Here is a 23775-nt window from a genome sequence, read left to right as displayed (position 1 = left end):
AGTCTATGTTAAGCTTCAGAGAGATATCTGCCTGTGAATCCTAAGCTAAAAATACAATTCTGAAAGCAATTCACAACAACTCATGGTGGGAGAAACAAGGCCGTAAACCTGTGAATCCTAAGCTAAAAATACAATTCTGAAAGCAATTCACAACAGATTTATCTTAGTGGCTTTTTGTTGGTTACCTGTGAATCCTAAGCTAAAAATACAATTCTGAAAGCAATTCACAACATTTTCCTAGATGATAAGAAGCCCCGAAAACCTGTGAATCCTAAGCTAAAAATACAATTCTGAAAGCAATTCACAACAGTCTATGTTAAGCTTCAGAGAGATATCTGCCTGTGAATCCTAAGCTAAAAATACAATTCTGAAAGCAATTCACAACCGCGCCCTGCTGTCGCCTCCATCTCCAACCCCTGTGAATCCTAAGCTAAAAATACAATTCTGAAAAAGAATAAATTTAAAATCATAAAAATTCTACTTCAGCTAAAAAGCTTACTCCTTAAAAATAGCATTTTCAGCAGACTTTTTTCCGAAGAAGAAAAAGGGATCAAATGAGCAGCTTCAACTGATTTTCATCAGATTTTCACGACTTTTTAACCCAATGCGCCAAACAAACTTTTTTATATACCTTACTTTTGCACCAGAATTTGAAAACTATGAACAAAGGACTTTATATAGCGACTTTAGAGCCAAACAGTGGAAAATCTTTGATTTCCCTGGGCCTTATGCGGGCCCTGTTAGGGAAAACGGTCAAAGTAGCCTATTTTAGGCCAATAATCAATGAAGAAAAGCCGGGAAAACTCGATAACCACATCGATACCGTCCTTAAATATTTTGATCTTCCCATGTCGTACGAAGATTCTTATGCCTACACCAGGAATGAGGTCATTCAAAAACGCAACGAAGGAAAATCGGGTGAGATTATTGATACCATTATAAGGAAGTACAAAAAACTTGAAGAAACCTTTGATTTTGTGCTGGTAGAAGGCAGTGACTTTTCGGGTGAAGGCAGTGTTTTTGAATTTGACGAGAACGTAAATATCGCCAAAAACCTGGGCCTTCCGGTGATTATAATCGCCAGTGGTCGTGGCAAAACTAAAGAAAGCCTTATGGGAAGCCTGCAAATGGCCTACCAAACGTTCATAAAAAAGGATGTGCAGGTGATCGCTATGGTAAGTAACAAGATTGAACTTGAGAACCTTACTATTGCCACCAACGGCATGAGGGAATTTTTGCCAGATGATGTCGCTGTATTCGCCCTGCCTCTTATAGATATGCTTGCAAATCCAACCCTAAAGGAGATCGTGGAAACCCTTGATGGAAAGGTGCTTTTTGGGGAAGAGTTTCTCGACAACCAGTCGGGAAGCTTTAATGTGGGTGCCATGCAGCTACGGAATTACCTGAAACATCTCAAAAACGAAAGCCTGGTGATCACCCCGGGTGACCGTGCCGATATTATTCTTGGAGCCCTGCAGGCCCATATTTCCAGTAATTATCCGAGAATTTCGGGGATCATCCTCACAGGAGGATTAATTCCTGAAGATTCTATTATTAAATTAATTGAAGGCCTTTCTCAGGTAGTGCCTATTATTTCTGTAGAAGAAGGAACCTTTAGCGTGACCAACCGCGTGGGTGCTATAAATTCAAACATCTATGCCGACAGTACGCAGAAGATAGAGACATCAATCAGCACTTTTGAAAAATACATAAATATAGATCCTCTTATTGAACGTTTCTCGGGCATTCAGGCTAAGGGCCTTACGCCCCGCATGTTCCAGTACAGCCTTGTAAAACGGGCACAGCAGCAACGCAAGCACATCGTATTACCCGAAGGGACAGACGAGCGCATACTTACTGCTGCCTCCCGCCTCATAGCTATGGATATTGTAGATCTTACCATCCTTGGAGATCAGGAAGAGATCAAAAAGATGATCATGAACCTGGCTATTCCTGTAGACCTGGATAAGCTAAATATCATTAACCCTACTACATCTGACTATTTTGACGATTACGTAAACACTTTTTACGAGCTGCGTAAGCACAAAAACATCAATATGGATATTGCCCGCGACCTTATGAGCGATGTTTCCTACTTTGGTACCATGATGATCTACAAGGGGCATGCCGACGGGATGGTTTCGGGAGCGGCTCATACCACCCAACACACCATTCGGCCAGCACTTCAATTCATCAAAACAAAACCTGGGGTATCGGTAGTGTCATCGGTGTTCTTTATGTGTCTAGAAGACCGGGTTTCGGTATTTGGAGATTGCGCAATAAACCCGAATCCTACTGCCGAAGAACTGGCTGAAATATGTATATCTTCTGCAGAAAGCAGTAAAGCCTTCGGAATTGAGCCTAAAATTGCAATGCTCTCCTACTCCTCCGGAAGTTCAGGAAAAGGAGAAGATGTTGACAGGGTTCGCGAAGCCACTGAAATTGTGAAGGTGAAACGACCAGATCTTAAAATAGAAGGCCCAATACAATATGATGCTGCAGTTGACCTTAATGTAGGCCGAAGCAAATTACCGGGATCTGAAGTGGCAGGACAGGCAAGCGTGCTTATCTTCCCTGACCTCAACACCGGGAACAATACCTATAAAGCGGTACAGAGAGAAACAGGCGCATTGGCCATTGGTCCCATGCTACAGGGACTTAACCAGCCGGTAAATGACCTTAGCCGTGGTTGTACTGTAGATGATGTCTTTAACACAGTAATTTTAACAGCAATTCAGGCACAAGGACTTTAAATGTATAAGGTTTAAGGTTTAAGGTTTAAGGTTTAAAAGATAAAAATTTCAAATTCAGGATTGAGTACTCCACCTACAACAGGTAAAAAAATAAACTCAATTCTCAATACTAAATACTCATTACTAGATAAATGAAAAATATACTGATAATAAACTCCGGAAGTTCTTCTTTAAAGTTCCAATTGATCGAAATGCCTTCAGAGAAAGTGCTGGCTTCTGGATTGGTTGAAAGAATTGGACAGGCTTCAGGTAAAATACATTACAAGTCTGAAGCATTTTCCACTTCCGAAGAGATGGAGATAAAAGATCATTCTGTAGCATTAAAGGAGGTGACAAAACATCTTATGCACAATGACCACGGTGTGATACATGATCCTGCCGATATTCCTGCTATTGGCCACCGTGTGGTTCATGGAGGTGCAAGTTTCTCGGATACTGTGGTCATAGACGAAAAGGTAAAGCAGAAAATAGAACAGCTGTTTTCACTGGCACCACTTCACAACCCTCCAAACCTAAAAGGTATACAGGTAGCTGAAGAGATCTTTCCCCATGCTACCCAGGTGGCGGTATTTGATACAGCTTTTCACCAAACCATTCCAACCTGCGCCAGTAAATATGCCATTCCAAACGAGCTTTTTGAGAAGAAAAAGATCCAGATGTACGGATTTCATGGTACCAGCCATAAGTATGTTTCAGAAAAAGCCAATGAATATCTTCAAAAGGATCATTCCAAGATCATTACCGTGCATTTGGGTAATGGATGCAGCATGACAGCGGTAAAAGATGGAAAAAGTATAGATCATACATTAGGGTTTGGTCCTGTGAACGGCCTTATCATGGGTACGCGCAGTGGGGATATCGACCAGTCGGTGATTTTCTACCTCATTGAACAATTGGGTTACACTGCGAAAGAAGTCAGCGATCTGCTCCATCACAAAAGCGGAATGCTGGGGCTTACCGGCTACAGTGATCTCAGGGATATTGAAGACCAGGCTGAAAAAGGAAATAAGGAGTGCCAGTTAGCTCTTGAAATGAACGCTTACCGCATTAAAAAATATATTGGTGCCTATGCAGCCGCCATGAATGGGCTGGATGCAGTGGTTTTCACGGCCGGTATTGGAGAAAATTCCGACGTAATTAGGAAACTTGTGTGTACCGATATGGATTACCTGGGCCTCTCACTTGATGAAGAGAAGAACAGTGTTCGGTCAAAAGAAATGAGGAATATTGGGAAAGAAGAATCTAAAGTTAAGATCCTGGTTATTCCTACAAACGAAGAACTGGAAATTGCCAAGCAGACCATTTCTTTCGTATAAATACCTTTTAAAAATGACATTTTTGAGCGGTGAGGTTTACACAAATAAGTGTGCCTCCCCGCTTTTTACTTTTGCAGCAAATACACTGATATCTTCTTCTAATTCTTTCCTGAACTTCTGCTTTAGCGGCTGCACAGAAAAATGTACAGGGCAGGGTTGCTCCGAGCTGCATTTCTTTAGCCCCAGCACACAATCATCAAGCCGGTTAGTACCATCAATAATATTAATCACTTCTATCAAAGGAGTTTTCAAAGCTTTTGCGGTAAGGTAAAATCCGCCGGTAGGCCCTTTTGAAGAAGAAATAATATTTTCACGGGACAGGGACTGCAATAATTTAGAGAGAAAAGGCGAGGGCAGCTTTATTGCTTCTGCAATTTCCTTTGCTCTTATCTTTTTTTGTTCATTAGAATGAACGGCCAGGTAGAGCACGGCATTCACGGCATATTTACTGGAGCTGGATAGCATATTTTTGTAAAATTTGTTTCATTAGATCTGAATTTAAAATCAGGGGAAAGCAGCCAAAATTAAATTAATCATCCTACATATCATATTTTCCCGGTCTTAATTAGGAGTTTTTTATCTTTTTACCTTTATATAGCTTTGCTCCTTCCCTTTTCGGCCTAACTTCAAAGGTACTTATTTCTTCATTACAATATTTAAAGGCCTTATTATCTTTTTATCTTATATTGTTATAAATTTATAAGACTTAACCCCATAACCACTATCATTATGAAACTAAAATTCTACTTTTTTTTAGCCTTTTTAGCTCTTTTACTTAATGCCTGTGGTGAAAAAGAACAAAAGGAAAAAATTAAAATAACCGACCAAAGTACTGCAGTACAAAAAGAAGTGGTACAGGAAGCAGCTTCTACCACTGCTGAAGTAGATGATATGCAGAACAAAGGCGTTGGGCCTATAGATAATTTGAACCTTAACGAAACCATAGATGAAGCTATGGCAGTTCGCGGAAAAGAATTGTTTAACAATATGTGTACAGCCTGCCACAAAATGGATCAAAAATCAATTGGCCCTGCTCTTGCAGGAGTGACTGAAAGACGCAGCCCCGAATGGATTATGAACATGATTTTAAGGCCAGAGAAAATGATCAAAGAAGATCCCATTGCCAAAAAATTACTCATAGAATCAAATATGGCCGTTATGGCAAATCAAAATATGAGCGAAGAAGAAAGTAGGGCAATGCTGGAGTATTTTAGAAGTTACGACCAGGAAAATTAGCCTGATATGATATTCTTAGAAGATTTTTTGAGAGCTTTTATATCATCCTGATTGAATATTTCGACATATTTATATAATAGTATAGGTATCTGTTCCAAATCTCTAAAGTGGTGAAAAACATGACTTTTAACCCTTTGTTGAATATTGTTTAACAGCAATTAGGAGCCTGTAGCAGCTCATTTTGGTAACTTGAAGTCAAGATTAAGTTTAACCAAAAACCAATACAATGAGAAATCAGGAATTTTTAAATAAGTTATCAAACTGTATCAACCACTGCAACTATTGTGCAGATGCCTGTCTTGATGAAGACAACCTCAAAAAAATGGTTGATTGTATCAGAAAAGATAAAGTGTGTGCCTCTGCCTGTGCTTCGCTTGCCGATATTTTAGCCATTAAAGATGCCAACGCCACAGGACTGGTAAAATATTGTGAGCAGGTATGTAAAGAATGTGCCGAAGAATGTGAACAACACGAAACACAACACTGCCAGGATTGTGCAAAAGCATGTCGAGAATGTGAAGAAGCCTGCAAAAAATATTTAGCAGCGTAAAGATTCGATTATTATTAGTAGAGGCTGTCTCAAATTCGATCAAGATCTTTTGAGACAGCCTTTTTTGTATAAACTATCTTTGTACTTAATTATTCCCAGTTCAATTTTTCCATTCAACTTCAGTAAGATCTGAAATCATTACTGATAGAAAAGCACCGCTATTTTTCCTTCCAAAAATGGCATTTTTGAAGCGTATTTTACTGCGAAATTCTTCCATATAATTCATTTTGTTCGTAAAGTTCTTCTGCCCTTTTATAGGGAATCTCTTCTGAAGTAATTCGCCATGACCAGTTTCCCTGAGTACTACCCGGCGTGTTCATTATGGCTTCGCTGCCCAGCCCAAGAATATCCTGCAACGGCAGGATAGCCACAGCTGCTACCGATTGTAATGCCATTCGGCAAAGCACCTCATGAACATTATTTTCAGTGACTTTTTGGCCTGTATATCGCTCCAAATGCTCCCTCACCTCTTTTCCGCTGTCTATAAACCAGCCCACGCTAGTGTTGTTATCATGGGTACCTGTATAAACTATACTATTAAAATCGTGATTATACGGGATGTATGGGTTCTTACGGTTGGCATCTCCAAAAGAAAACTGCAGCACCTTCATGCCCGGAAAATTAAACTCCTCCAAAAGGTCATACACCGCCTGGTCTAATAATCCCAGATCTTCTGCGATAAAAGGCATGTCAGGGAATTCGGTTTTTACCTGGTTGAAGAAATCAATTCCGGGAGTTTCTGTCCATTTTCCGTTTATCGCGGTCTTCTCCCCTGCCGGCACTTCCCAATAATCGGCAAAGGCCCTAAAATGATCAATTCGCACCACATCAAACAAGAGCAGGTTTTGGCGCAGCCGCTCTTTCCACCAACTGTAGTGGTTTGCTTTGAGCACTTTCCAGTCGTAAACCGGAGTTCCCCATAATTGCCCGGTTTTACTGAATAAATCTGGCGGCACACCCGAAATATGTGTCGGTTGTTTTTGATCATCCAGTTTAAAAATTTCAGGATTCGCCCAACAATCGGCACTATCATGATTTATATAAAATGGTACATCTCCAAAGATCTGGATTCCGTTATTGTGGGCTTCCAGTATTAAACGGGACCATTGCGAGAAGAACAGGAACTGCACAAACTTTTCCCGCTCAATTTGATCTTTTAATTCATTTCGGGCCTTTTCCAGGGCTTCCGGTTTCCTGTCCCGCAGTTCAGGTGGCCAGTCGGTCCAGTTTTGCTTGTCGTACTTGTAACGCAGGGCGAGGTAAAGACTGTAATTTTCGAGCCAGTCGGCATGAGTTTCACAAAATTCAGAGAAATCGGGATCTACTGTACCGGCCGACTTAAATTTGCTGTAAGCCGCATCAAAAACTTGGTTTTTGTACGTCACTACGGTGTCAAAAATGACTTTTTTAGCCTGCATTTCGGGAGGTACAGGGAAATCCTCCAGGTTGACATAACCTTCTTCTTCCAGCAACTGCGGACTAATCAACAAAGGATTCCCCGCAAAAGCCGAATGACTGCTGTAGGGGGAATGATGATAAATTCCGTCTGTAGGATTAAGCGGAAGGATTTGCCAGTAGGTATAACCCGATCTTTTCAGGAAATCGAGGAACTTGTAGGCTTCGGGCCCCAGGTCTCCAATCCCAAAACTGCCGGGCAAAGAGGTGATATGTAAAAGAATTCCACTGCTTCTTTTTAGTTTCATATTAATTGTTCTTTTTTAAAAGTGCAACGGGAAAGCTGCTGAAAAGCTTTTGAACTTCAATTTCTTCGGAAGAAAAATCTTCTTCAGAAATGACATTTTTGAAAGTTCCCTTTAGGTTTTCAGGCAAAATTATTTTCAGCTCCTGTTTCTGGTCTTTAATCTGAAGATCTTCAGTAAAAAGATGGGTGACCATGACCGGCACAATAACCAGAACCGTATTTTTTTCATCCTTCCTGGCAAAAGCCACTACGCTTTCGCGCAATTCCCCTTTAACTTCCAGCGGTATATATTCCCCTTTTTCAAAAGTACTGGGTATTTCCCTACGCGCTTTAAGTGCCCGGTGCAGGCAGTACATCTTGATCTTTCCTGAAGTGTAATCTCGCTTCAGGTTCTCAAGGTGCTGCCCCGTTGCTTCGGGAGTTACTAAATCAAATTCGGCCAGATATTTCTTCCGAAGTTCATAATCTACAGGACGGCGGTTATCGGGATCTACATAGCTTAGGTCCCAAAGTTCGGTGCCCTGGTAAATATCGGGTATTCCCGGGGCGGTAACTTTCAGCAGAGATTGAGAAAGTGATTTTATTGCTCCGTAGGCCGAGATCTTCTCGTGAAATTGAGTAAATGATTTCTTGAAAGACGGGTTTTTCAGCAAAGCTTCAAGAAAACCATATACTTTATTTTCATAGTCTTCATTTGGTGCAGCCCATGACGAATTTTCCTTAGCCTCGCGCAGTACCTTTTGCAGGTAGGCTGTAGATCGCTCTAAAAATTCTTCTCCCGGCTCGCCAATATATGGCCAGGCTCCTATGAGCATCTGGAAAATGAAATACTCTTCATTTGCATTGGGAACAGCAGGATCTTTTCTCACATTTTTGGCAATCTCCCTCCAATCGGCTACTTTTTGAAACCACTCTTCTCCCACTTCACTCAGTACATCGAGTCTCATGCGGGCATCTTCCCCACGTTTGGTGTCGTGAGTAGCGGTAGCATTGATAGAAAGCGGAAAATCTTCGAGCCGTAACTTCATTCTCTCGTGAAAACCGTTTACCGAAAGCCCAAAATTTTCGGGTGAATCCCCAACTTCATTGTGGGAGATCAATTCATTATAAATATAAAAGGTAGTGTCTTCAACGCCCTTGGCCGCCAAAGGTCCCGTAAACTGCTGACACCGCTGCAGGAATTGCAGCATGTTTTCCCGGTCTTTTTTTGCCTCTCCCAGAAAAATATCTTTAACCTTTTCCAGCTCATTATTAAGATCGGGCTTATGTGCTGCAGCAGTTTTAAAAGCTGCATCAATGATCTTTTTTTGCCTCTTTCTCAAGGGATATTCTTCAGGATAAATGCGGTATACAGGAAAGGCAGCCAAAAATGCCCCCAAAGCCTGCTTGTATTTTTCCTCTTTTTCGAGAAGGTTGAATTTTAAAGCCAGTTCCCTCAGGTTTTTATATTCGCCCCCCATTCTCTCTTCCAGGATAAATAGCTTTTGCTCATACACCAGGTCATGATAATCTTCCTGCTTTGGGTAAAGTGCCTGGTAAGCGTCAAAAAATTCATTCTCACTCTTAGGGTTGGTAAGTAATTGATTTACAGTCGCTAAAAATCCATATCCACTAGTGCCTTCTACCGGCCAGTGTACAGGTAACTTTTCATCCCATTCCAGGATCTTTTCTATAGTGATGTAAAAATCGGGCCCCAGTTTTTCCCGAAGCCTTTCAAGATAAGCCTTTGGATCCAGGAGTCCGTCGATATGATCAATGCGCAGGCCGTGAATTAGATCTTCCTCACACAACTGAAGTATGAACCGGTGATAACTCTCAAAAACCTCTTTGTCTTCCATTCGTAAGCAAATGAGATCATTTATGGTGAAGAATCTGCGGTAATTAATGTTGGTTTCGGTCTCTTTCCAATGAGCCGGTAAAAAATACTGTTCTTCGAGGATCTTCCTGATTTTTTCTTCGGAAGCGTTGATCTCTTCTACTCTATTGTCAATTTTACTTCGGAAGTCTGGTTCTTTGTCATACTCCCTCAGGAAATATTCTTTCAACTCTTCCCAATTCTCACTTTCACCCGAAAAATTCCTGAATTTATCCTGCCATTTTTCACCGAATTCTCTTCCGAGGATTTCTGCGTAAGAACGGGCGGAGGCCATATATTCATGATCAAAATACCTGAACAAAAATCCCCTTTTTGACACCTTAAGCTGTAATTCTTTGTTCTTAATGACCTCGGGCAGGGGGTTCCCAAGAAACGGGGCCATAACTTTTCCTGATTGTTCCCAATCTATATCGAAGAAATTATAGTGCAAAGATTCGGGGCCAAGTTCAAAGATATCCTGCAACCAGATGTTGTCTCCGTCAAAAGCCATGTGGTTGGGAACGATATCCTGAAGCCATGACATCTTCTTTTGTTTGAGCCTGTTACTTAGATTCCTGAAGGTATCAAGCCTTCCAATAGCTTTATTGAGTTTAAACGGATTGGTAATATCATAGCCGTGGCTGCTCCCCTTGCGCGCCTGAAAAAAAGGTGCCGAATAAATGGTAGAAATCCCAAGTTTCTCAAGGTAGTCGAGAATTTCATTGAGATCTTCAAGCGTGTAATCAGGGGAAAGCTGAATTCTATATGTAGAAACAGGATTTTTCATTCGACAGTGAGGTTAACAGATTCTTCTAGTTCCTGGAAGGCCGGCACCCATTTTACTGCAATTTCATCTCCTTCTTCACTCCGCTCAAGCATAGCCTGATAATGTTCTTCTTTTATGCCAAAAGTGATATTCTGTGCCTGCCATTTTTCGGGAGATAACGGCGTATCTTCCAGCATTTGAAGCAGGGAATTAACTTTTTTCAGCAATTTAAGATCTAACGGATTTTTCTCAAGTTCCAGCATTTTTTCCGTAAGGCGACGGTCAACAAGGAAGTTTAGGGTCACCATGTCAAGGTTGGCCTGTATAGATATTGCCGATTTTATTTGGAGCTCCAGCTTTTTAAAGTTGCAGTCTTTTTTCTTGAGTTCTTTTATAAGCCTGTTGTTAACGGCCATTTCTACAGGTAATTTGAGCCTGGAGGGAACCCGCATGTCAATCTCCTGGAAGGTTTTCAATAAAGGATAAGTGTTGTCATACAACTGCTGCATAGCACCCTCGGCCCCTTTCAGGTTGTTTTCCATCACCTGTTTCATAATAAGATGTTGCTCATCCCTGAACAAATGCCAGAAGGAGTAATTGTGATTTCCGAAGTGCGTATCCATCAAATTGAAAATCTCGTAAATATTTCCTTTTTCGAAGTAAAAAGACATTTTATTGTGCAGTTCTTCAAGTGATTCGGCGTCTATATACTGCCTTACTCCCCCAAAAATATGATGATCTCCCATGTATAGCACGGCATACGAGATATCAAGCTTTTCCCAGGTAATATCGCTGCGAAACTCTGTACGGGCAATCATTAGTTTTTGTTTTCCGGCCTCATAATAGTGACTGGCTTTGGTAGTAGCACTAAAATTATAAAGCGTCACCTCTTCGGGAAATTCTTCAAAAATAGAAGAGATGGCATAGTGGGCTCCAATCCTTATCATATCGAGCTCCATAGGTTTCACAAAAAGCTCGTAAGCCTTATGCACAGTGCCATATTCCGGAATATTACTCGGTATCCTCTTGAGCGATGCTACAAAATCTGGCTCGTAACTGTCGCCACTTACTTCTTCAGCCAGCTGCACAGCCCGTTGTGCATAGAAAATATCCTGCATAGATTCAATGCCGCTCACCTCGTCAAAGAACCAGCCACAACTGGTGTACATCAACATAGTGTGGTACTGCATTTCCAGTAGCTTAAGCAGTTTCACTTCATCCTCTTCGGAAAGCTCCCCTCCAAAATTTTCTGAAAGAAAGTTCTTTACATTACTGTTTTCCCGGTTGAGGATCACCTGTATATATTTATTTCTCACTTCCCAGGGATTGGAAGTATAGGGTTGCATTTGCTTTTCATAAAGAACTATGAGTTTCTCCCGAACCCCGTCAAAAGCCTCCCGCAGGGGTTTACGCCACTTTTGGTTCCAGTCTTCATTGCCACCGGTGTTACAACCACAGTCGCTGCGCCAGCGTTCTACGCCATGATAACAGCTCCAGGAGGTATCTTCAATAATTTGTGCTTCATATTCGGGAGGAAACTTTTCCAGGAATTCTCCGTAAATGGTAAGATTTACCTCTTCATCCTCTTCCAGCGAGTGCAGGCAGTAAGAAAGAGCCATTTCCCCCAGCTTATGATGGTGACCGTAGCTCTCGCCATCGGTTGCAATATGTACAAGTTCCATTTTGTCGTGATCGGCAACCTGGCCTTTAAGTCTATCGGCAAAGGCTTCCCCGTTATTGAGCAGCCCTTCAAACGCCACTGCCTGTGAAGCCGGGCCGTCGTAAAAGAAAAGGCTTATTTCATTGCCCGAAGGCAGCTTGCAGGTATAGGCACGGCGGGTGTTTACTTTGGCACCTGTGGCGTCTTCCCAGTCTTTTGTGCCAATTTTTCTCACCTGTTTAGCCTGATACGGCGATAAAATGGTGAATTTTATACCGTGTTTTGCCAGCATTTCGAGCACATCGGTATTCACGGCGGTTTCTCCCAGCCACATGCCTTCGGGCATACGGCCGTAGCGGGATTTAAAATCCTCGATTCCCCAAATTACCTGTGTTTCCTGATCCCTCTTATTGGCCAGCGGCATGATAAGGTGGTTATAAGCCTGGGCCAGGGCGGCGCCATGACCCGAAAATGTTTCCTGGCTCAGCTTATCGGCTTCCAGGATGGCCTCGTAAGTTTCGGGAGTTTCATTTTGCATCCAGGCCAGTAAAGTAGGCCCAATATTGAAACTCATCCAGGCGTAATTATTCATGATCGCCTGTATTTTTCCCTCCTCATCTAGGATCCTGGAAGCAGAATTCCTCACATAACATTCTGCGTTAATCCTGTGATTCCAGTCGTGGTAAGGGTATGCCGATTCCTGTATCTCTACCTTGTTCAACCAGGGGTTTTCTCTTGGTGGCTGGTAAAAATGCCCGTGCACACATACATATTTCTTGCTCATAATATTTTTTAATTAGTTAGTGATCCCTCCGGGAACTTAGGTTCCAAAAAGGGCATTTTTAAAGGATCTTTTTAAGATTTGTAAATCAAAACAGCCTCAGGGGGCACAGTGATACTTTCTGCTTTTAAGAGCTCCTCCACGTCCATATCTCCTCCCCATTTTTTATCTGCGGAAGCTATAAGGACTTCAAAATTGCCTTTTTCTGAAGTTTTTTCTGAATAAACCGATTTTCCGAAGTTATAGATCCCGATTAAAGCTGAATTTCCTTCCTGTGCAGAAACCTTCAGAAGGTTTTTGCCTTCAGAAGCTTCAAAAATGGTATTTTGATGACCAAACATCTCAAAAGCACCGTCTTTCTTCAGTCTTATTAATTCTTTGTAAAAGTTGAAGAGCTGATCTTGTTGCACATCTTTCTGAAAATCCCATTTCAGTTTAGAATTTTTGAAAGTAGCTTCGGCCTGCGGATCGGGAAATTCCCCATCAGAATGAGAGTGAAAGAAGTACTTAAACTCACTTTTTCGCCCTTCCTGTACTGCTTTTACAAGATCAGGGTCACCATGACTAATAAAGTACTGAAAGCGGTTCTTTTCCCCAAACTCCTCTCCCATAAAAAGCATAGGAACAAAAGGGGCTGAAAGTAAAGTTGCCGCAGCCAACTTCAGTTTATCAAAACTGACCAATTCGGCCATTCTTTCTCCCAAAAGCCGATTGCCCACCTGGTCGTGATTCTGGATACATACCACGAAATTTGATGGCTCCATTCCTTCAGGATTGTTGCCTATGCTACGTTTGCGAAAGGGGGAATAAATGCCATCGTAGATAAAAGCCTGTTTAAAGGATTTCGCCAGGTATTCCATTTTTCCGAAGTCGGCATAATAACCTGCGTCTTCACCTGTTAGCACCGTATGCAGGGCATGGTGAAAATCGTCAACCCACTGGCCTTCAAGTCCAAACCCGCCGCTCTCGTAGTCTTTTATTAATTTAGTGTCGTTGAGATCACTTTCGGCAATAAGCGCATAACTTCTTCCGGTTTTAGCCTCCAGCTCATCGGTCTTCTCGCTCAATTCTTTAAGAAAATGCCTCGCCCCCCTGTCTATAATTTCATGAACCGCATCGAGCCGCAATCCGTCAAAATGAAAGTCTTCAAGCCACATGAGGGCATTCTGTTTAAAATGATGCCTTACCTGATCGGAATATTCGTCATCAAAATTAAGGGCACTACCCCAAGGGGTGTGGTATTTATCTGTAAAATACGGGCCGTATTGGGAGATATAATTACCTTCCGGACCAAGGTGGTTGTACACCACGTCAAGAATGATGCTAAAGCCCCGGGCATGACAGGCGTCTACAAGTTTTTTAAGGCCTGCAACTCCCCCGTAGCTATCTTGCGCCGCGAAGGGATAAACCCCATCGTAACCCCAGTTTCTCGCCCCGGGAAATTGAGCAATGGGCATAAGTTCGAGTGTGTTTATACCCAGTTCTTCAAGATGATCGAGCTTATCGATTACCGCCTCAAAAGTACCTGCCCGGGTAAAAGTGCCCACATGCAGTTCATAGATGATCATTTCTGAAAGCTTCCTGCCCTTCCATAGCTCATCCTGCCATTGATGGGCCTTAAGGTCTACTACTTGTGACCAGGAATGAACGCCTTGGGGTTGTGAAAGAGAAGCAGGATCGGGAAATTCATCTTTGTGATCAATGCGGTATTTATATGTTGCGCCCGGTGGTATATTTTGAACCTCTTTAAACCAGTAGCCTTTTTCGTCCTTTATAAGAGCTTCAAATTTTCCTGATTTTTCGAAGTGTACTTCAACAGATTCGGCAAAAGGTGCCCATACGCAAAATTCAACTTTTTCATGTCCTATATATACTGCACCAACTTTCTTTCCCATAAATATCTTTCTTCCTGAATTTCAAATACACTCAAAGCTAAGAAGGATAAAATGGAAGATTTAATGTTTAATAGTTTTTTAACTAAGGGTGTGCATATACTTACCTAAATTTAAGTGTTTTAGAATGCAGACAGACCCGAAATCACTGGCATTTCGGGAAATAATCAACCATTTATCCAATAAAATCACCCTATGAAAATTAATGGTCATAAGCGAGTTAGTATTAGAAATGTAAAACCCCAAATTGACTGTGGAAAGTACCCTATAAAAAGAGTTGTAGACGAAGACATAAAAATTGAAGCCGACATCTTTGGAGATGGTCATGACAAGGTGGATGCTGTACTTCTTTTTCGCAAGAAAAAGAAAGGTCGGGGTCGTGAGAAAAAATGGCAGGAACAGCCAATGATCTTTGAAGGCAACGACCATTGGAGCTCAACCTTTGCTTTGGGAGAGACCGGAGATTATGAATATACCATAGAATCATGGGTAGATCATTTTTTAACCTGGCAGGATGGCCTTAAGAAAAAAGCCGCCGCCAATCAAAATTTAAAAACTGAGTTACTTATAGGAGCCGAACTTATGGAAGAAGCCCTTCCCCGCGCCTCTTCACCCAATAAAAAGAAGCTGAAAGAATGGATTGAGCTCTTGCGGGATGAAGAGCATGGGCAAAGAGCGGTTTCTGAAGCTTTAAGCGACTCAGCTTCAAAAGCAATGTATGAATCAAGAGATCGCGACAAAGCTTTTCCATACGACAAAACTTTGGAGGTCAGAGTAGAAAGAAAAAAAGCCCTCTTTAGCGCATGGTATGAATTCTTTCCAAGATCGGCATCTCCCGAAAAAGGTAAGCACGGAACTTTCAGGGATTGTGAGAACATACTTCCTGAGGTGTCAAAAATGGGATTTGACACTATCTATTTTCCGCCAATCCACCCAATAGGACGCAGCCACCGTAAAGGCCTTAATAATGCTACGGAAGCCGAGGAAGGAGATCCCGGCTCACCCTGGGCTATTGGAGCCAAAGAAGGTGGTCATAAAGCCATTCATCCCGAATTGGGAACTATGGAAGATTTTACCCGACTGGTAAAAAAGGCTAAAGATATGGGGATTGAAATAGCACTAGATTTTGCTATACAGTGTTCCCCAGACCATCCTTATGTTAAAGATCACCCACAATGGTTTAAATGGAGGCCTGATGGTACAGTACAATATGCCGAAAATCCGCCGAAGAAATACCAGGATGTACTACCGGTAAATTTCGAAACAGCAGACTGGGAGAACCTTTGGGATGAATTAAAAAGTATTGTAGAATTCTGGATTGATAAAGGGGTTACGGTATTTAGAGTTGATAATCCGCACACCAAGACCTTTCCTTTCTGGGAATGGTGCATAAGTGAAATCAACAAAGACCACGAGGGAATAATTTTTCTGGCCGAAGCTTTTACACGGCCCAGAGTTATGGAAGAACTGGCAAAAATAGGCTTTAACCAGTCTTATACTTATTTCACCTGGAGAAATACAAAAGAAGAATTTGAGGAATATCTCACCGAACTAACTAAAACGGAAGTACGGGAATATTACCGGCCCAATTTCTGGCCCAACACGCCTGATATTCTTCCTATTTCCCTGGAGCACAAAGAGGAGCCTTCTTTCCTTATAAGATTGATCCTGGCAGCAACAATGTCTTCTAATTACGGTCTCTACGGCCCCGTCTTTGAATTCGGTCTTAATGAGCCCTACCCCGGAAAAGAAGAATATGTTCATTCCGAAAAATACCAGATCTACCATTGGGACTGGCACCGGAACACCCGTATCAAGGAGATGATTAGTATCCTGAACAGAATAAGAAATGAGAACGAAGCACTGCAAACCACCTGGAATATAGAATTCTGTAAAACAGATAATGATCAATTGATCTCTTATTCAAAGGTTGATAAAGATGGTAACAACAAATTGATCATTGTAGTCAATCTCGACCCTCACCATACACAATCTGGCTGGGTAGAAGTTCCTCTCGAAAGGCTGGAAATTGGCGATCATGACTCCTATTCGGTGAAAGACCTATTAACAGGAGCCAGTTATATATGGCAGGATGCATGGAATTATGTAGAGCTGCACCCAAGGGCCATTCCCGCACATATTTTAAAAGTTGAAACTAAGAAACCAATACAGTAAAAAAGATATAACCAATGATCAAACCACTGCAAGCGAGCGATCAGGAAACCTGGTATAAAGATGCTATTATTTACGAACTGCACATTAAAGCTTTTTTTGATAGCAATGGTGATGGAATAGGAGATTTTGAAGGTCTCCTGCAAAAGCTGGACTACCTGGAAGACCTGGGGGTCACCGCAATATGGCTGTTACCCTTCTATCCTTCCCCCCTTAGGGACGATGGTTATGACATAGCCGATTATTACAGTATCAATCCTTCTTACGGAGATCTTGATACTTTCAAAAAATTGATAGATGAAGCCCATGAACGGGGATTAAAGATCATCACCGAGCTGGTAATTAATCACACCTCAGACCAGCATCCCTGGTTTCAGAAAGCACGCCACGCTCCCGTAGGTTCTCCCGAAAGAGATTATTACGTGTGGACCGATGATCCCACAAAATATAAGGACACCCGAATCATTTTTACAGATACCGAACCTTCCAACTGGACCTGGGATCCTGTTGCACAGCAATATTTCTGGCACCGTTTCTTCAGTCATCAACCCGATTTAAATTTCGACAACCCAAAAGTACAGCAGGAAGTTTTTGATGTACTTGATTTCTGGTTTGACCTGGGTGTAGATGGTTTCAGGCTTGATGCAGTACCTTATCTTTTTGAAAGAGAAGGCACAAATTGTGAAAACCTGCCCGAGACCCATGAATTTCTTCAGAAGCTAAGGGCACATGTAGATAACAAGTATGAAAATAAACTTCTGCTTGCAGAAGCAAACATGTGGCCCGAAGATTCGGCGGCATATTTTGGAGAAGGAAATGAATGTCATATGAACTATCACTTCCCCATTATGCCCAGAATGTTTATGTCGGTCAAAATGGAAGACAGGTATCCTATTATGGATATTATTGACCAGACACCAGAAATTCCTGAGAACTGCCAGTGGGCCATTTTTCTTCGGAATCACGATGAATTGACCCTGGAGATGGTTACCGATGAAGAAAGAGATTACATGTACAAGGTCTACACTAAAGACCCGCAGGCAAAGATCAATGTTGGGATACGTCACAGGCTGGCTCCCCTGCTTGAGAACAATCGCAACAAGATAGAGTTGATGAATGTACTGCTGTTCTCCCTTCCCGGTACCCCGGTGATCTATTACGGAGACGAAATAGGTATGGGTGATAACTATTACCTTGGAGACCGCGATGGGGTGAGAACACCAATGCAATGGTCGTCTGACCGTAATGCAGGGTTCTCCCATGCCAATCCGCATAAGCTTTACCTTCCGGTTATTATAGATCCTGCATACAAGTATGAGTCAATAAATGTTGAGACCGAACAGATGAACTCTTCTTCACTATTATGGTGGATGAAGCGGATCATTAGCATGAGAAAAAAATATAAGGCCTTTGGCCGTGGTGATATTAATTTCCTTTCGCCGAGTAATGCCAAGATCATAGCTTACACCAGAACCTTTGAAGATGAAGACATTCTGGTATTAGGGAACCTTTCCCGCTTCCCGCAGGCAGCCGAGCTAGACCTGGAAGCCTATGAGGGTTATATTCCCGTAGAGGTGTTTAGTCACAACAAGTTTCCACGAATCACAGAGCATCCTTACCTTTTTACCATGGCGCCTCACGGTTACTACTGGTTCCAGTTACAAAAAGAGGAAGGCCATGTAGCACAATCGGAAACTCCGGCTTTGAGCATTGATAATTGGGAGCAACTTCTAAATAATAAGACCAAAACCAAATTAGAACAAAATATACTTCCCGGGTACCTCAACACCTGCCGCTGGTTTGGGGGCAAATCAAGAGTCATTCAGAGTATCTCTGTGGTGAACAAGGTAGATATACCCGTAAAAGATATTCCGTCAACTTTAATCACTATTGAAGTGAGTTATAATGACGGACTTCCCGAGGTTTATCAGCTGCCACTCAGTTTTATGAGTGAAACTTTAGAAGATGCATACAAGGATATTCCGGGGAAAGGAATTATTGCAAAACTTAAGATAGACGGGGAAGAAGGTTATCTTTTTGATTCGGTTTACAGCGAGAACTTCAGAAATGTGCTCTTCAGAAATATTAAAAAAGGAAGAAAACTAAATAGTGGGCGTGGCAACCTGGTATTCTATCACAGTGAGGATCAATTTGATGCTGAAGCAGAAAAGGTTAATTCCAAGATCCTTAATGCAGAGCAAAGTAACACCTCACTTATTTTTGATAACAGGTATTTTTTAAAGTTGTACAGGAAGCTGGATAACACTATTAATCCAGACCTGGAGATTACCCGATATCTTACTGAAAAAACAGAATACAAGAATTCTCCCCGATTTGTGGGAGCAATAGAATACAAACCCGACCCCAAGAACATCATCGTGTTGGGTATGATGCAAGATCTGGTACCAAACCAGGGAGATGCATGGGATTATACAAAGGATGCCTTAAACCGCTTTTTTGACAGGGTACTCACCTTGCCAAAAGACCAGGAGTACGAGCCAATAGCGCATACGCTGAGTCCGCTCTCCTACCAGGATCTTTCAGAAAATATGAAAGAGTTACTGGGGGCTGTTTTTCCCGAAAGGATGTTCCTGCTGGGACAAAGAACTGCCGAGATGCACAAGGCACTGGCAGCAAACCCAATGGAGGTAGATTTTGAGCCGGAACCTTTCTCTTTGCACTACCAGCGATCATTATTTTCTTCCCTGCAATCCCTTACACGGAATGCTTTCCAAAACCTTCAGAAGAGTATTAAAACCCTTCCGAAGCATATTCAGGAGGAAGCACAGGAAGTATTGGATATGAAAGCAGAAGTGCTTAGCACCTTCAAAAAAGTCTACGACCACAAAATTCCTATAATGAAAATCAGGACCCACGGGGATTATCACCTAGGCCAGGTTTTATGGACAGGTAAAGACTTTGTAATAATTGATTTTGAAGGAGAACCGGCGAGGTCCTTTAGTGAAAGAAGATTAAAACGTTCGCCGCTGCGCGATGTAGCCGGAATGGTTCGCTCCTTTCATTACGCTGCCTATAGCAGTATAATGGAATCTGAAATTGACGACCATAATAAAGAAGGAGAGTTAGACACATGGGCCGATAGCTGGTACTATGTGGTCACTAAAATTTTCCTGGAAGGTTATTATGAGCATGTAGGAGAAAATGATTTCATACCGCCAGACAAGGATGATACCGAGATCCTCATGCAGATATTCCTGCTTGAAAAAGCTATCTACGAGATGAACTACGAACTAAACAACCGGCCAGACTGGGTCTTGATCCCGCTTAGGGGAATTAAATCATGCATAAAACAATAAATCATGGCTAAAAAAGAAAGTAATAAAAAAGATATAGATAAAAATATTTCAGGCACCGGAAAAGCTCCGAAAGGTCCTGTAGATAAAGGCAAAAGATCTGCTGAAGAATCGGGAGATGTAAAAGGGCCTAAAGGAGTAGGTAAAAAGACTCCGGAGAAAACAGGATATAAAAAAACCTCTTCAGGAAAGTCGGCTTCAAAAAAAGAAGCGGCTAACAAGAAGACTTCAGGTAAAGCTGAATCTTCTGAAAAAGAGTCGACCAAATTAAATACAGGTTTGCCAAAGACAAAGATGCCCGATGCAGATGCTGCAGCCAATCCGAAGCCGAAAAAACAGACCAAAAAAGCATCAGCAAAAGACAAATCTTCTCCTAAAGAAGGGGCTACCAAATTAAAAACAGGTTTACCAAAAACCAAGATGCCCGATGCAGATGCCGCGGTCAATCCGAAGCCAAAAAAACAGGCTGGAAAAACTTCCGCAGAAAAGAAAAAATCGGGTACTACTTCTAAACCTGCCAAGTTCCAGAAGCCTCTAACCGATGAGCAAGTACCCGATGTTGCCGCCCCTGCAACCAAGGTAACCACTACGCCCCAGGAAAATCCCGAGAAAAAGACCGGCACTAAAAAACCAGCTGATAAAAAAGCAAATAAGAAAAGTACAGATTTAAAAACCGGAGAAAAACAAGCAGAAAAGAAGCCGGTAAAGAAGATGTCCCGGCAGAAAAAAATTGAGGGAATTAGTGCGGAAGAAAAAATGAAGCTGCCCAACACCTCCCCTTCTGAAGATCTTAAAGACGCAGCAAAAGAAACTGCCGATAATATAAAAAAGAAGGTCACTCCAAAAAAGGGCACCAAAAACGACCTCGAAAAAATGGCTAAAGATCTTCTCCCTGATGCCGAAGATATCGAAAACATGAAAGATGCAGCAGGCAGTTTTGCCGAAAAGCTCATTCCAAAAGCCGAAAAAGCAAAGAAAAAACTAGAGGATATCATACCCGATAAAGAGGAAATGATGGCGGCTGCACAAAAAGCCAAAAAACAAGTAGAAGATCTTACCACAGATAAGAAAGAGGAGCAGAAATCATCTTCAGGCAAACCGGTAGAAGCCACTTTACTTACAGAATTTGATATTCACCTGTTCCGTGAAGGCAAACACTACCACCTTTACAACAAGTTGGGATCGCATCTTATGGAATATATGGGTACCGAAGGAGTTTATTTCGCTGTTTGGGCTCCCAATGCTGAAAAAGTTGCGGTAGTGGGAGATTTCAACAATTGGGACAGGGAATCCCACCCCATGAAAGCCCGTTGGGATGGTTCCGGGATATGGGAAGTGTTTATCCCGGGTGCCAAAAAGGGCAGTTTGTACAAGTATTTTATCAGGTCAAACAACGGTTATGAAGCCGATAAAGGAGACCCTTTTGCTTTTCAATGGGAAACCCCACCAAACACAGCTTCTGTGGTATGGGACCTTGAGAACACCTGGAAAGATAAGGTCTGGATAAAAGACAGGCAGAAAAAAGAAGGCAAGCCACAACCAATGTCGGTTTACGAGTTGCACCTGGGATCCTGGAAACGTGTTCCCGAAGATGGGCTTCGTTCTCTTACATATTTAGAACTGGCCGAGCAACTTCCGAAGTATATCAAAGAAATGGGATTCACACACGTAGAATTCATGCCTGTAATGGAGCATCCTTTCTTTGGTTCGTGGGGCTACCAGATCACTGGCTACTTCGCTCCTTCCAGCCGCTTTGGTACTCCGCAGGAATTTATGCAGCTTATTGACAGTCTTCACCAGGCAGGAATTGGAGTGATCCTCGACTGGGTTCCCTCCCACTTCCCTTCAGACTTACATGGGTTGCACTATTTTGATGGCACCTATCTCTATGAACATGCCGATCCTAAAAAAGGTTTTCACCCAGACTGGCAGAGCTACATCTTCAATTACGGCCGTAATGAGGTGCGCTCGTTCCTTATAAGTAACGCAGTATTCTGGCTGGACAAGTTTCATGCCGACGGATTGCGTGTAGATGCCGTGGCCTCTATGTTATATCTGGACTATTCGAGAAAAGAAGGCGAATGGGAACCCAATGAACACGGCGGAAATGAAAATCTGGAAGCGATAAGTTTTCTGAAAGAATTTAATGAAGTAGTGTACAAGGAATTTCCTGATGCCGTGACCATTGCTGAAGAATCTACCGCCTGGCCCATGGTTTCAAAACCTACCTATATTGGAGGCCTTGGCTTCGGAATGAAATGGATGATGGGTTGGATGCACGATACACTGAAGTATTTTAGTGAAGATCCTATCAATAGAAAATACCACCAAAATACCATCACTTTTAGTTCGAATTACGCTTTTACTGAAAACTTCATGCTACCCCTGTCACATGATGAGGTGGTGTATGGAAAACAGGCTATTCTCAATAAAATGCCGGGAGATGAATGGAACAAATTTGCGAATCTTCGCACCTTGTATGCGTACATGTACGCCCACCCCGGAACGAAACTCCTGTTTATGGGTGCAGAATTTGGCCAAACCACCGAGTGGGATCACGATTCCAGCCTTGCGTGGCATTTAACCAATGATAATTATCACCGCCAAATCCAGGAGACCTTTAAAGAACTCAACAAACTGTACAAAAAGGAACCTGCACTGTACGAAAAAGCTTTTTCACATGAAGGGTTTGAATGGGTAGATATTAAAGATGAAGAGAATAGTATTATTAGCTTTTTAAGAAAAGGCAATGATCCTAAAGACAACATTCTCGTAGTGTGTAATTTCACACCATTACCCCGTGAAAATTACCGGATTGGAGTTGAAAAAGCAGGAAAATGGAAAGAGATCTTCAATAGTGATGATAACAGGTTTGGCGGTAGTAACGTGAAGAACGATGGAGAGATAGAAAGTACAGAACTGTCAGCCCACGGGCAAGATAATTCCCTATCCCTCACCATACCACCAATGGGTGTTATCTACCTGAAAAAGGGTTAAGAAAGTCTTCATATTCATAAACAAAACTGCCCCGGGAAATCCCGGGGCAGTTTTTATAAGTAGTGATTGATCCTTAATTAATAACTACTTTTTTAGTAAACTCTTCTTCTCCCCTGTAAAGTTTTACAAAATACTCTCCCGATGGAACTCTTGAGAAATCAAGAGACTTTTGGAAATCCTTACCAGAAGCTTTGACAGTGGCCAGGATTACTCCAGAACCATCTTCAACGGTCATATTCAAAGGCTGCTTGTCGGGGTTTGATATGTAAACATTAAGAACTTCTTCGTGAGTTCGAAAATGGGGCTTCCCTATAGTAGAAGAACTTCCAAGGATTTTTACCCCTTCAGAAGATTTCTGGATCTTCCATGTTTTTGTCGCTAACCTTTTATCCACCTTTAAAAAGTAGATCCCCTGCGGCACCATTTCAAGGTCCAGCCTCTTGTTATACTTTCCACCTCTTACCAGGTCATCCTTGTAAAGCGTTACGCCATATTGATCTTCAAATAAAATAACCGTTCCCTGATTCAAATTAGAAAGGTCTACTAACAAAGTTTGCTCTCCATTTAATCTTACCTCCTCCTCTTTTTCCATATCACCTGCATAAGAAAAGGTGGAAAGGAAAAAAACAATTACTGCAATGTTTTTTAGCTTTTTCATAATTTTCATCGTTTTAGTTAATAGATTAGATATTACACAACAAACATAATCGCTTATCTCCTTTACAAATAGATCAAAATTGGCACAAAAGTGTTCAAAATTGATATTAATAAGGCTCACTAA

At 41.9% G+C, this 23775-nt stretch carries 13 protein-coding genes; 7 read left to right on the top strand and 6 right to left on the bottom strand.

The window, feature by feature from the left end:
• Window positions 1-659 precede the first annotated feature (659 nt).
• Window positions 660-2753: a phosphate acetyltransferase gene (gene pta, locus OQ279_RS04510; RefSeq protein ID WP_266068628.1), complete on the top strand. Its 2094-nt coding sequence runs from the start codon at window positions 660-662 to the stop codon at window positions 2751-2753.
• 131 nt (window positions 2754-2884) lie between these two features.
• On the top strand, window positions 2885-4069 hold the full coding sequence (locus OQ279_RS04505) for an acetate/propionate family kinase (RefSeq protein WP_266068627.1): 1185 nt from the start codon (window positions 2885-2887) through the stop codon (window positions 4067-4069).
• A 36-nt stretch (window positions 4070-4105) separates the two neighbouring features.
• Here the strand turns inward: OQ279_RS04505 and OQ279_RS04500 are convergent, their stop codons facing one another.
• Entirely contained in the window at window positions 4106-4534 is a 429-nt protein-coding gene (locus OQ279_RS04500; RefSeq protein ID WP_266068626.1) for an RrF2 family transcriptional regulator, read from the bottom strand.
• A 264-nt stretch (window positions 4535-4798) separates the two neighbouring features.
• Here OQ279_RS04500 and OQ279_RS04495 point away from each other — a divergent pair, with 264 nt between their 5' ends.
• Both OQ279_RS04495 and OQ279_RS04490 read left to right on the top strand, forming a co-directional pair.
• On the top strand, window positions 4799-5305 hold the full coding sequence (locus OQ279_RS04495) for a c-type cytochrome (protein ID WP_266068625.1): 507 nt from the start codon (window positions 4799-4801) through the stop codon (window positions 5303-5305).
• A 226-nt stretch (window positions 5306-5531) separates the two neighbouring features.
• Entirely contained in the window at window positions 5532-5855 is a 324-nt protein-coding gene (locus tag OQ279_RS04490) for a four-helix bundle copper-binding protein (protein WP_266068624.1), read from the top strand.
• 197 nt (window positions 5856-6052) lie between these two features.
• On the opposite strand, the gene malQ is transcribed toward OQ279_RS04490, so the two are convergent.
• The 4 genes from malQ to treZ all read right to left on the bottom strand — a co-directional run bounded on the left by malQ (window position 6053) and on the right by treZ (window position 14514).
• A complete protein-coding gene (malQ, locus tag OQ279_RS04485) occupies window positions 6053-7558 on the bottom strand; it encodes a 4-alpha-glucanotransferase (RefSeq protein ID WP_266068622.1) in 1506 nt (501 codons plus the stop codon).
• A gap of 1 nt (window position 7559) precedes the next feature.
• On the bottom strand, window positions 7560-10199 hold the full coding sequence (gene treY / locus OQ279_RS04480) for a malto-oligosyltrehalose synthase (RefSeq protein ID WP_266068620.1): 2640 nt from the start codon (window positions 10197-10199) through the stop codon (window positions 7560-7562).
• Entirely contained in the window at window positions 10196-12622 is a 2427-nt protein-coding gene (locus OQ279_RS04475) for a DUF3536 domain-containing protein (protein ID WP_266068619.1), read from the bottom strand. The genes treY and OQ279_RS04475 overlap by 4 nt, the downstream gene beginning before the upstream one ends.
• A 71-nt stretch (window positions 12623-12693) precedes the next feature.
• Entirely contained in the window at window positions 12694-14514 is a 1821-nt protein-coding gene (gene treZ, locus OQ279_RS04470; RefSeq protein WP_266068618.1) for a malto-oligosyltrehalose trehalohydrolase, read from the bottom strand.
• Window positions 14515-14706: 192 nt separating this feature from the next.
• Here treZ and OQ279_RS04465 point away from each other — a divergent pair, with 192 nt between their 5' ends.
• The 3 genes from OQ279_RS04465 to glgB all read left to right on the top strand — a co-directional run bounded on the left by OQ279_RS04465 (window position 14707) and on the right by glgB (window position 22994).
• On the top strand, window positions 14707-16686 hold the full coding sequence (locus OQ279_RS04465) for an alpha-1,4-glucan--maltose-1-phosphate maltosyltransferase (protein WP_266068616.1): 1980 nt from the start codon (window positions 14707-14709) through the stop codon (window positions 16684-16686).
• Window positions 16687-16700: 14 nt separating this feature from the next.
• A complete protein-coding gene (treS, locus tag OQ279_RS04460) occupies window positions 16701-20000 on the top strand; it encodes a maltose alpha-D-glucosyltransferase (protein ID WP_266068614.1) in 3300 nt (1099 codons plus the stop codon).
• A 1008-nt stretch (window positions 20001-21008) separates the two neighbouring features.
• Window positions 21009-22994, top strand: coding sequence for a 1,4-alpha-glucan branching protein GlgB (glgB, locus tag OQ279_RS04455; protein ID WP_266068653.1), 1986 nt, complete (start codon window positions 21009-21011; stop codon window positions 22992-22994).
• A 73-nt stretch (window positions 22995-23067) separates the two neighbouring features.
• Here glgB and OQ279_RS04450 read toward each other — a convergent pair whose 3' ends face one another.
• Window positions 23068-23652 carry a T9SS type A sorting domain-containing protein gene (locus tag OQ279_RS04450; RefSeq protein ID WP_266068613.1) on the bottom strand — a complete coding sequence of 195 codons (585 nt, stop codon included), beginning with the start codon at window positions 23650-23652 and terminating at the stop codon, window positions 23068-23070.
• Between the last annotated feature and the right edge of the window lie 123 nt (window positions 23653-23775).

The organism is Salinimicrobium profundisediminis (assembly GCF_026241755.1).
GTDB lineage: Bacteria > Bacteroidota > Bacteroidia > Flavobacteriales > Flavobacteriaceae > Salinimicrobium > Salinimicrobium profundisediminis.
Note: the sequence above shows the minus strand (reverse complement) of the source record. Positions and strands in the feature narration are given on the sequence as shown.

What these genes read in the sequence shown, in the direction of transcription:
- OQ279_RS04450 (WP_266068613.1), bottom strand. Translation starts at nt 23,652, where the DNA reads ATGAAAAAGCTAAAAAACATTGCAGTAATTGTTTTTTTCCTTTCCACC.
- OQ279_RS04490 (WP_266068624.1), top strand. Translation starts at nt 5,532, where the DNA reads ATGAGAAATCAGGAATTTTTAAATAAGTTATCAAACTGTATCAACCAC.
- malQ (WP_266068622.1), bottom strand. Translation starts at nt 7,558, where the DNA reads ATGAAACTAAAAAGAAGCAGTGGAATTCTTTTACATATCACCTCTTTG.
- pta (WP_266068628.1), top strand. Translation starts at nt 660, where the DNA reads ATGAACAAAGGACTTTATATAGCGACTTTAGAGCCAAACAGTGGAAAA.
- treS (WP_266068614.1), top strand. Translation starts at nt 16,701, where the DNA reads ATGATCAAACCACTGCAAGCGAGCGATCAGGAAACCTGGTATAAAGAT.
- OQ279_RS04500 (WP_266068626.1), bottom strand. Translation starts at nt 4,534, where the DNA reads ATGCTATCCAGCTCCAGTAAATATGCCGTGAATGCCGTGCTCTACCTG.
- glgB (WP_266068653.1), top strand. Translation starts at nt 21,009, where the DNA reads ATGATGGCGGCTGCACAAAAAGCCAAAAAACAAGTAGAAGATCTTACC.
- OQ279_RS04475 (WP_266068619.1), bottom strand. Translation starts at nt 12,622, where the DNA reads ATGAGCAAGAAATATGTATGTGTGCACGGGCATTTTTACCAGCCACCA.
- OQ279_RS04465 (WP_266068616.1), top strand. Translation starts at nt 14,707, where the DNA reads ATGAAAATTAATGGTCATAAGCGAGTTAGTATTAGAAATGTAAAACCC.
- treY (WP_266068620.1), bottom strand. Translation starts at nt 10,199, where the DNA reads ATGAAAAATCCTGTTTCTACATATAGAATTCAGCTTTCCCCTGATTAC.
- OQ279_RS04495 (WP_266068625.1), top strand. Translation starts at nt 4,799, where the DNA reads ATGAAACTAAAATTCTACTTTTTTTTAGCCTTTTTAGCTCTTTTACTT.
- treZ (WP_266068618.1), bottom strand. Translation starts at nt 14,514, where the DNA reads ATGGGAAAGAAAGTTGGTGCAGTATATATAGGACATGAAAAAGTTGAA.
- OQ279_RS04505 (WP_266068627.1), top strand. Translation starts at nt 2,885, where the DNA reads ATGAAAAATATACTGATAATAAACTCCGGAAGTTCTTCTTTAAAGTTC.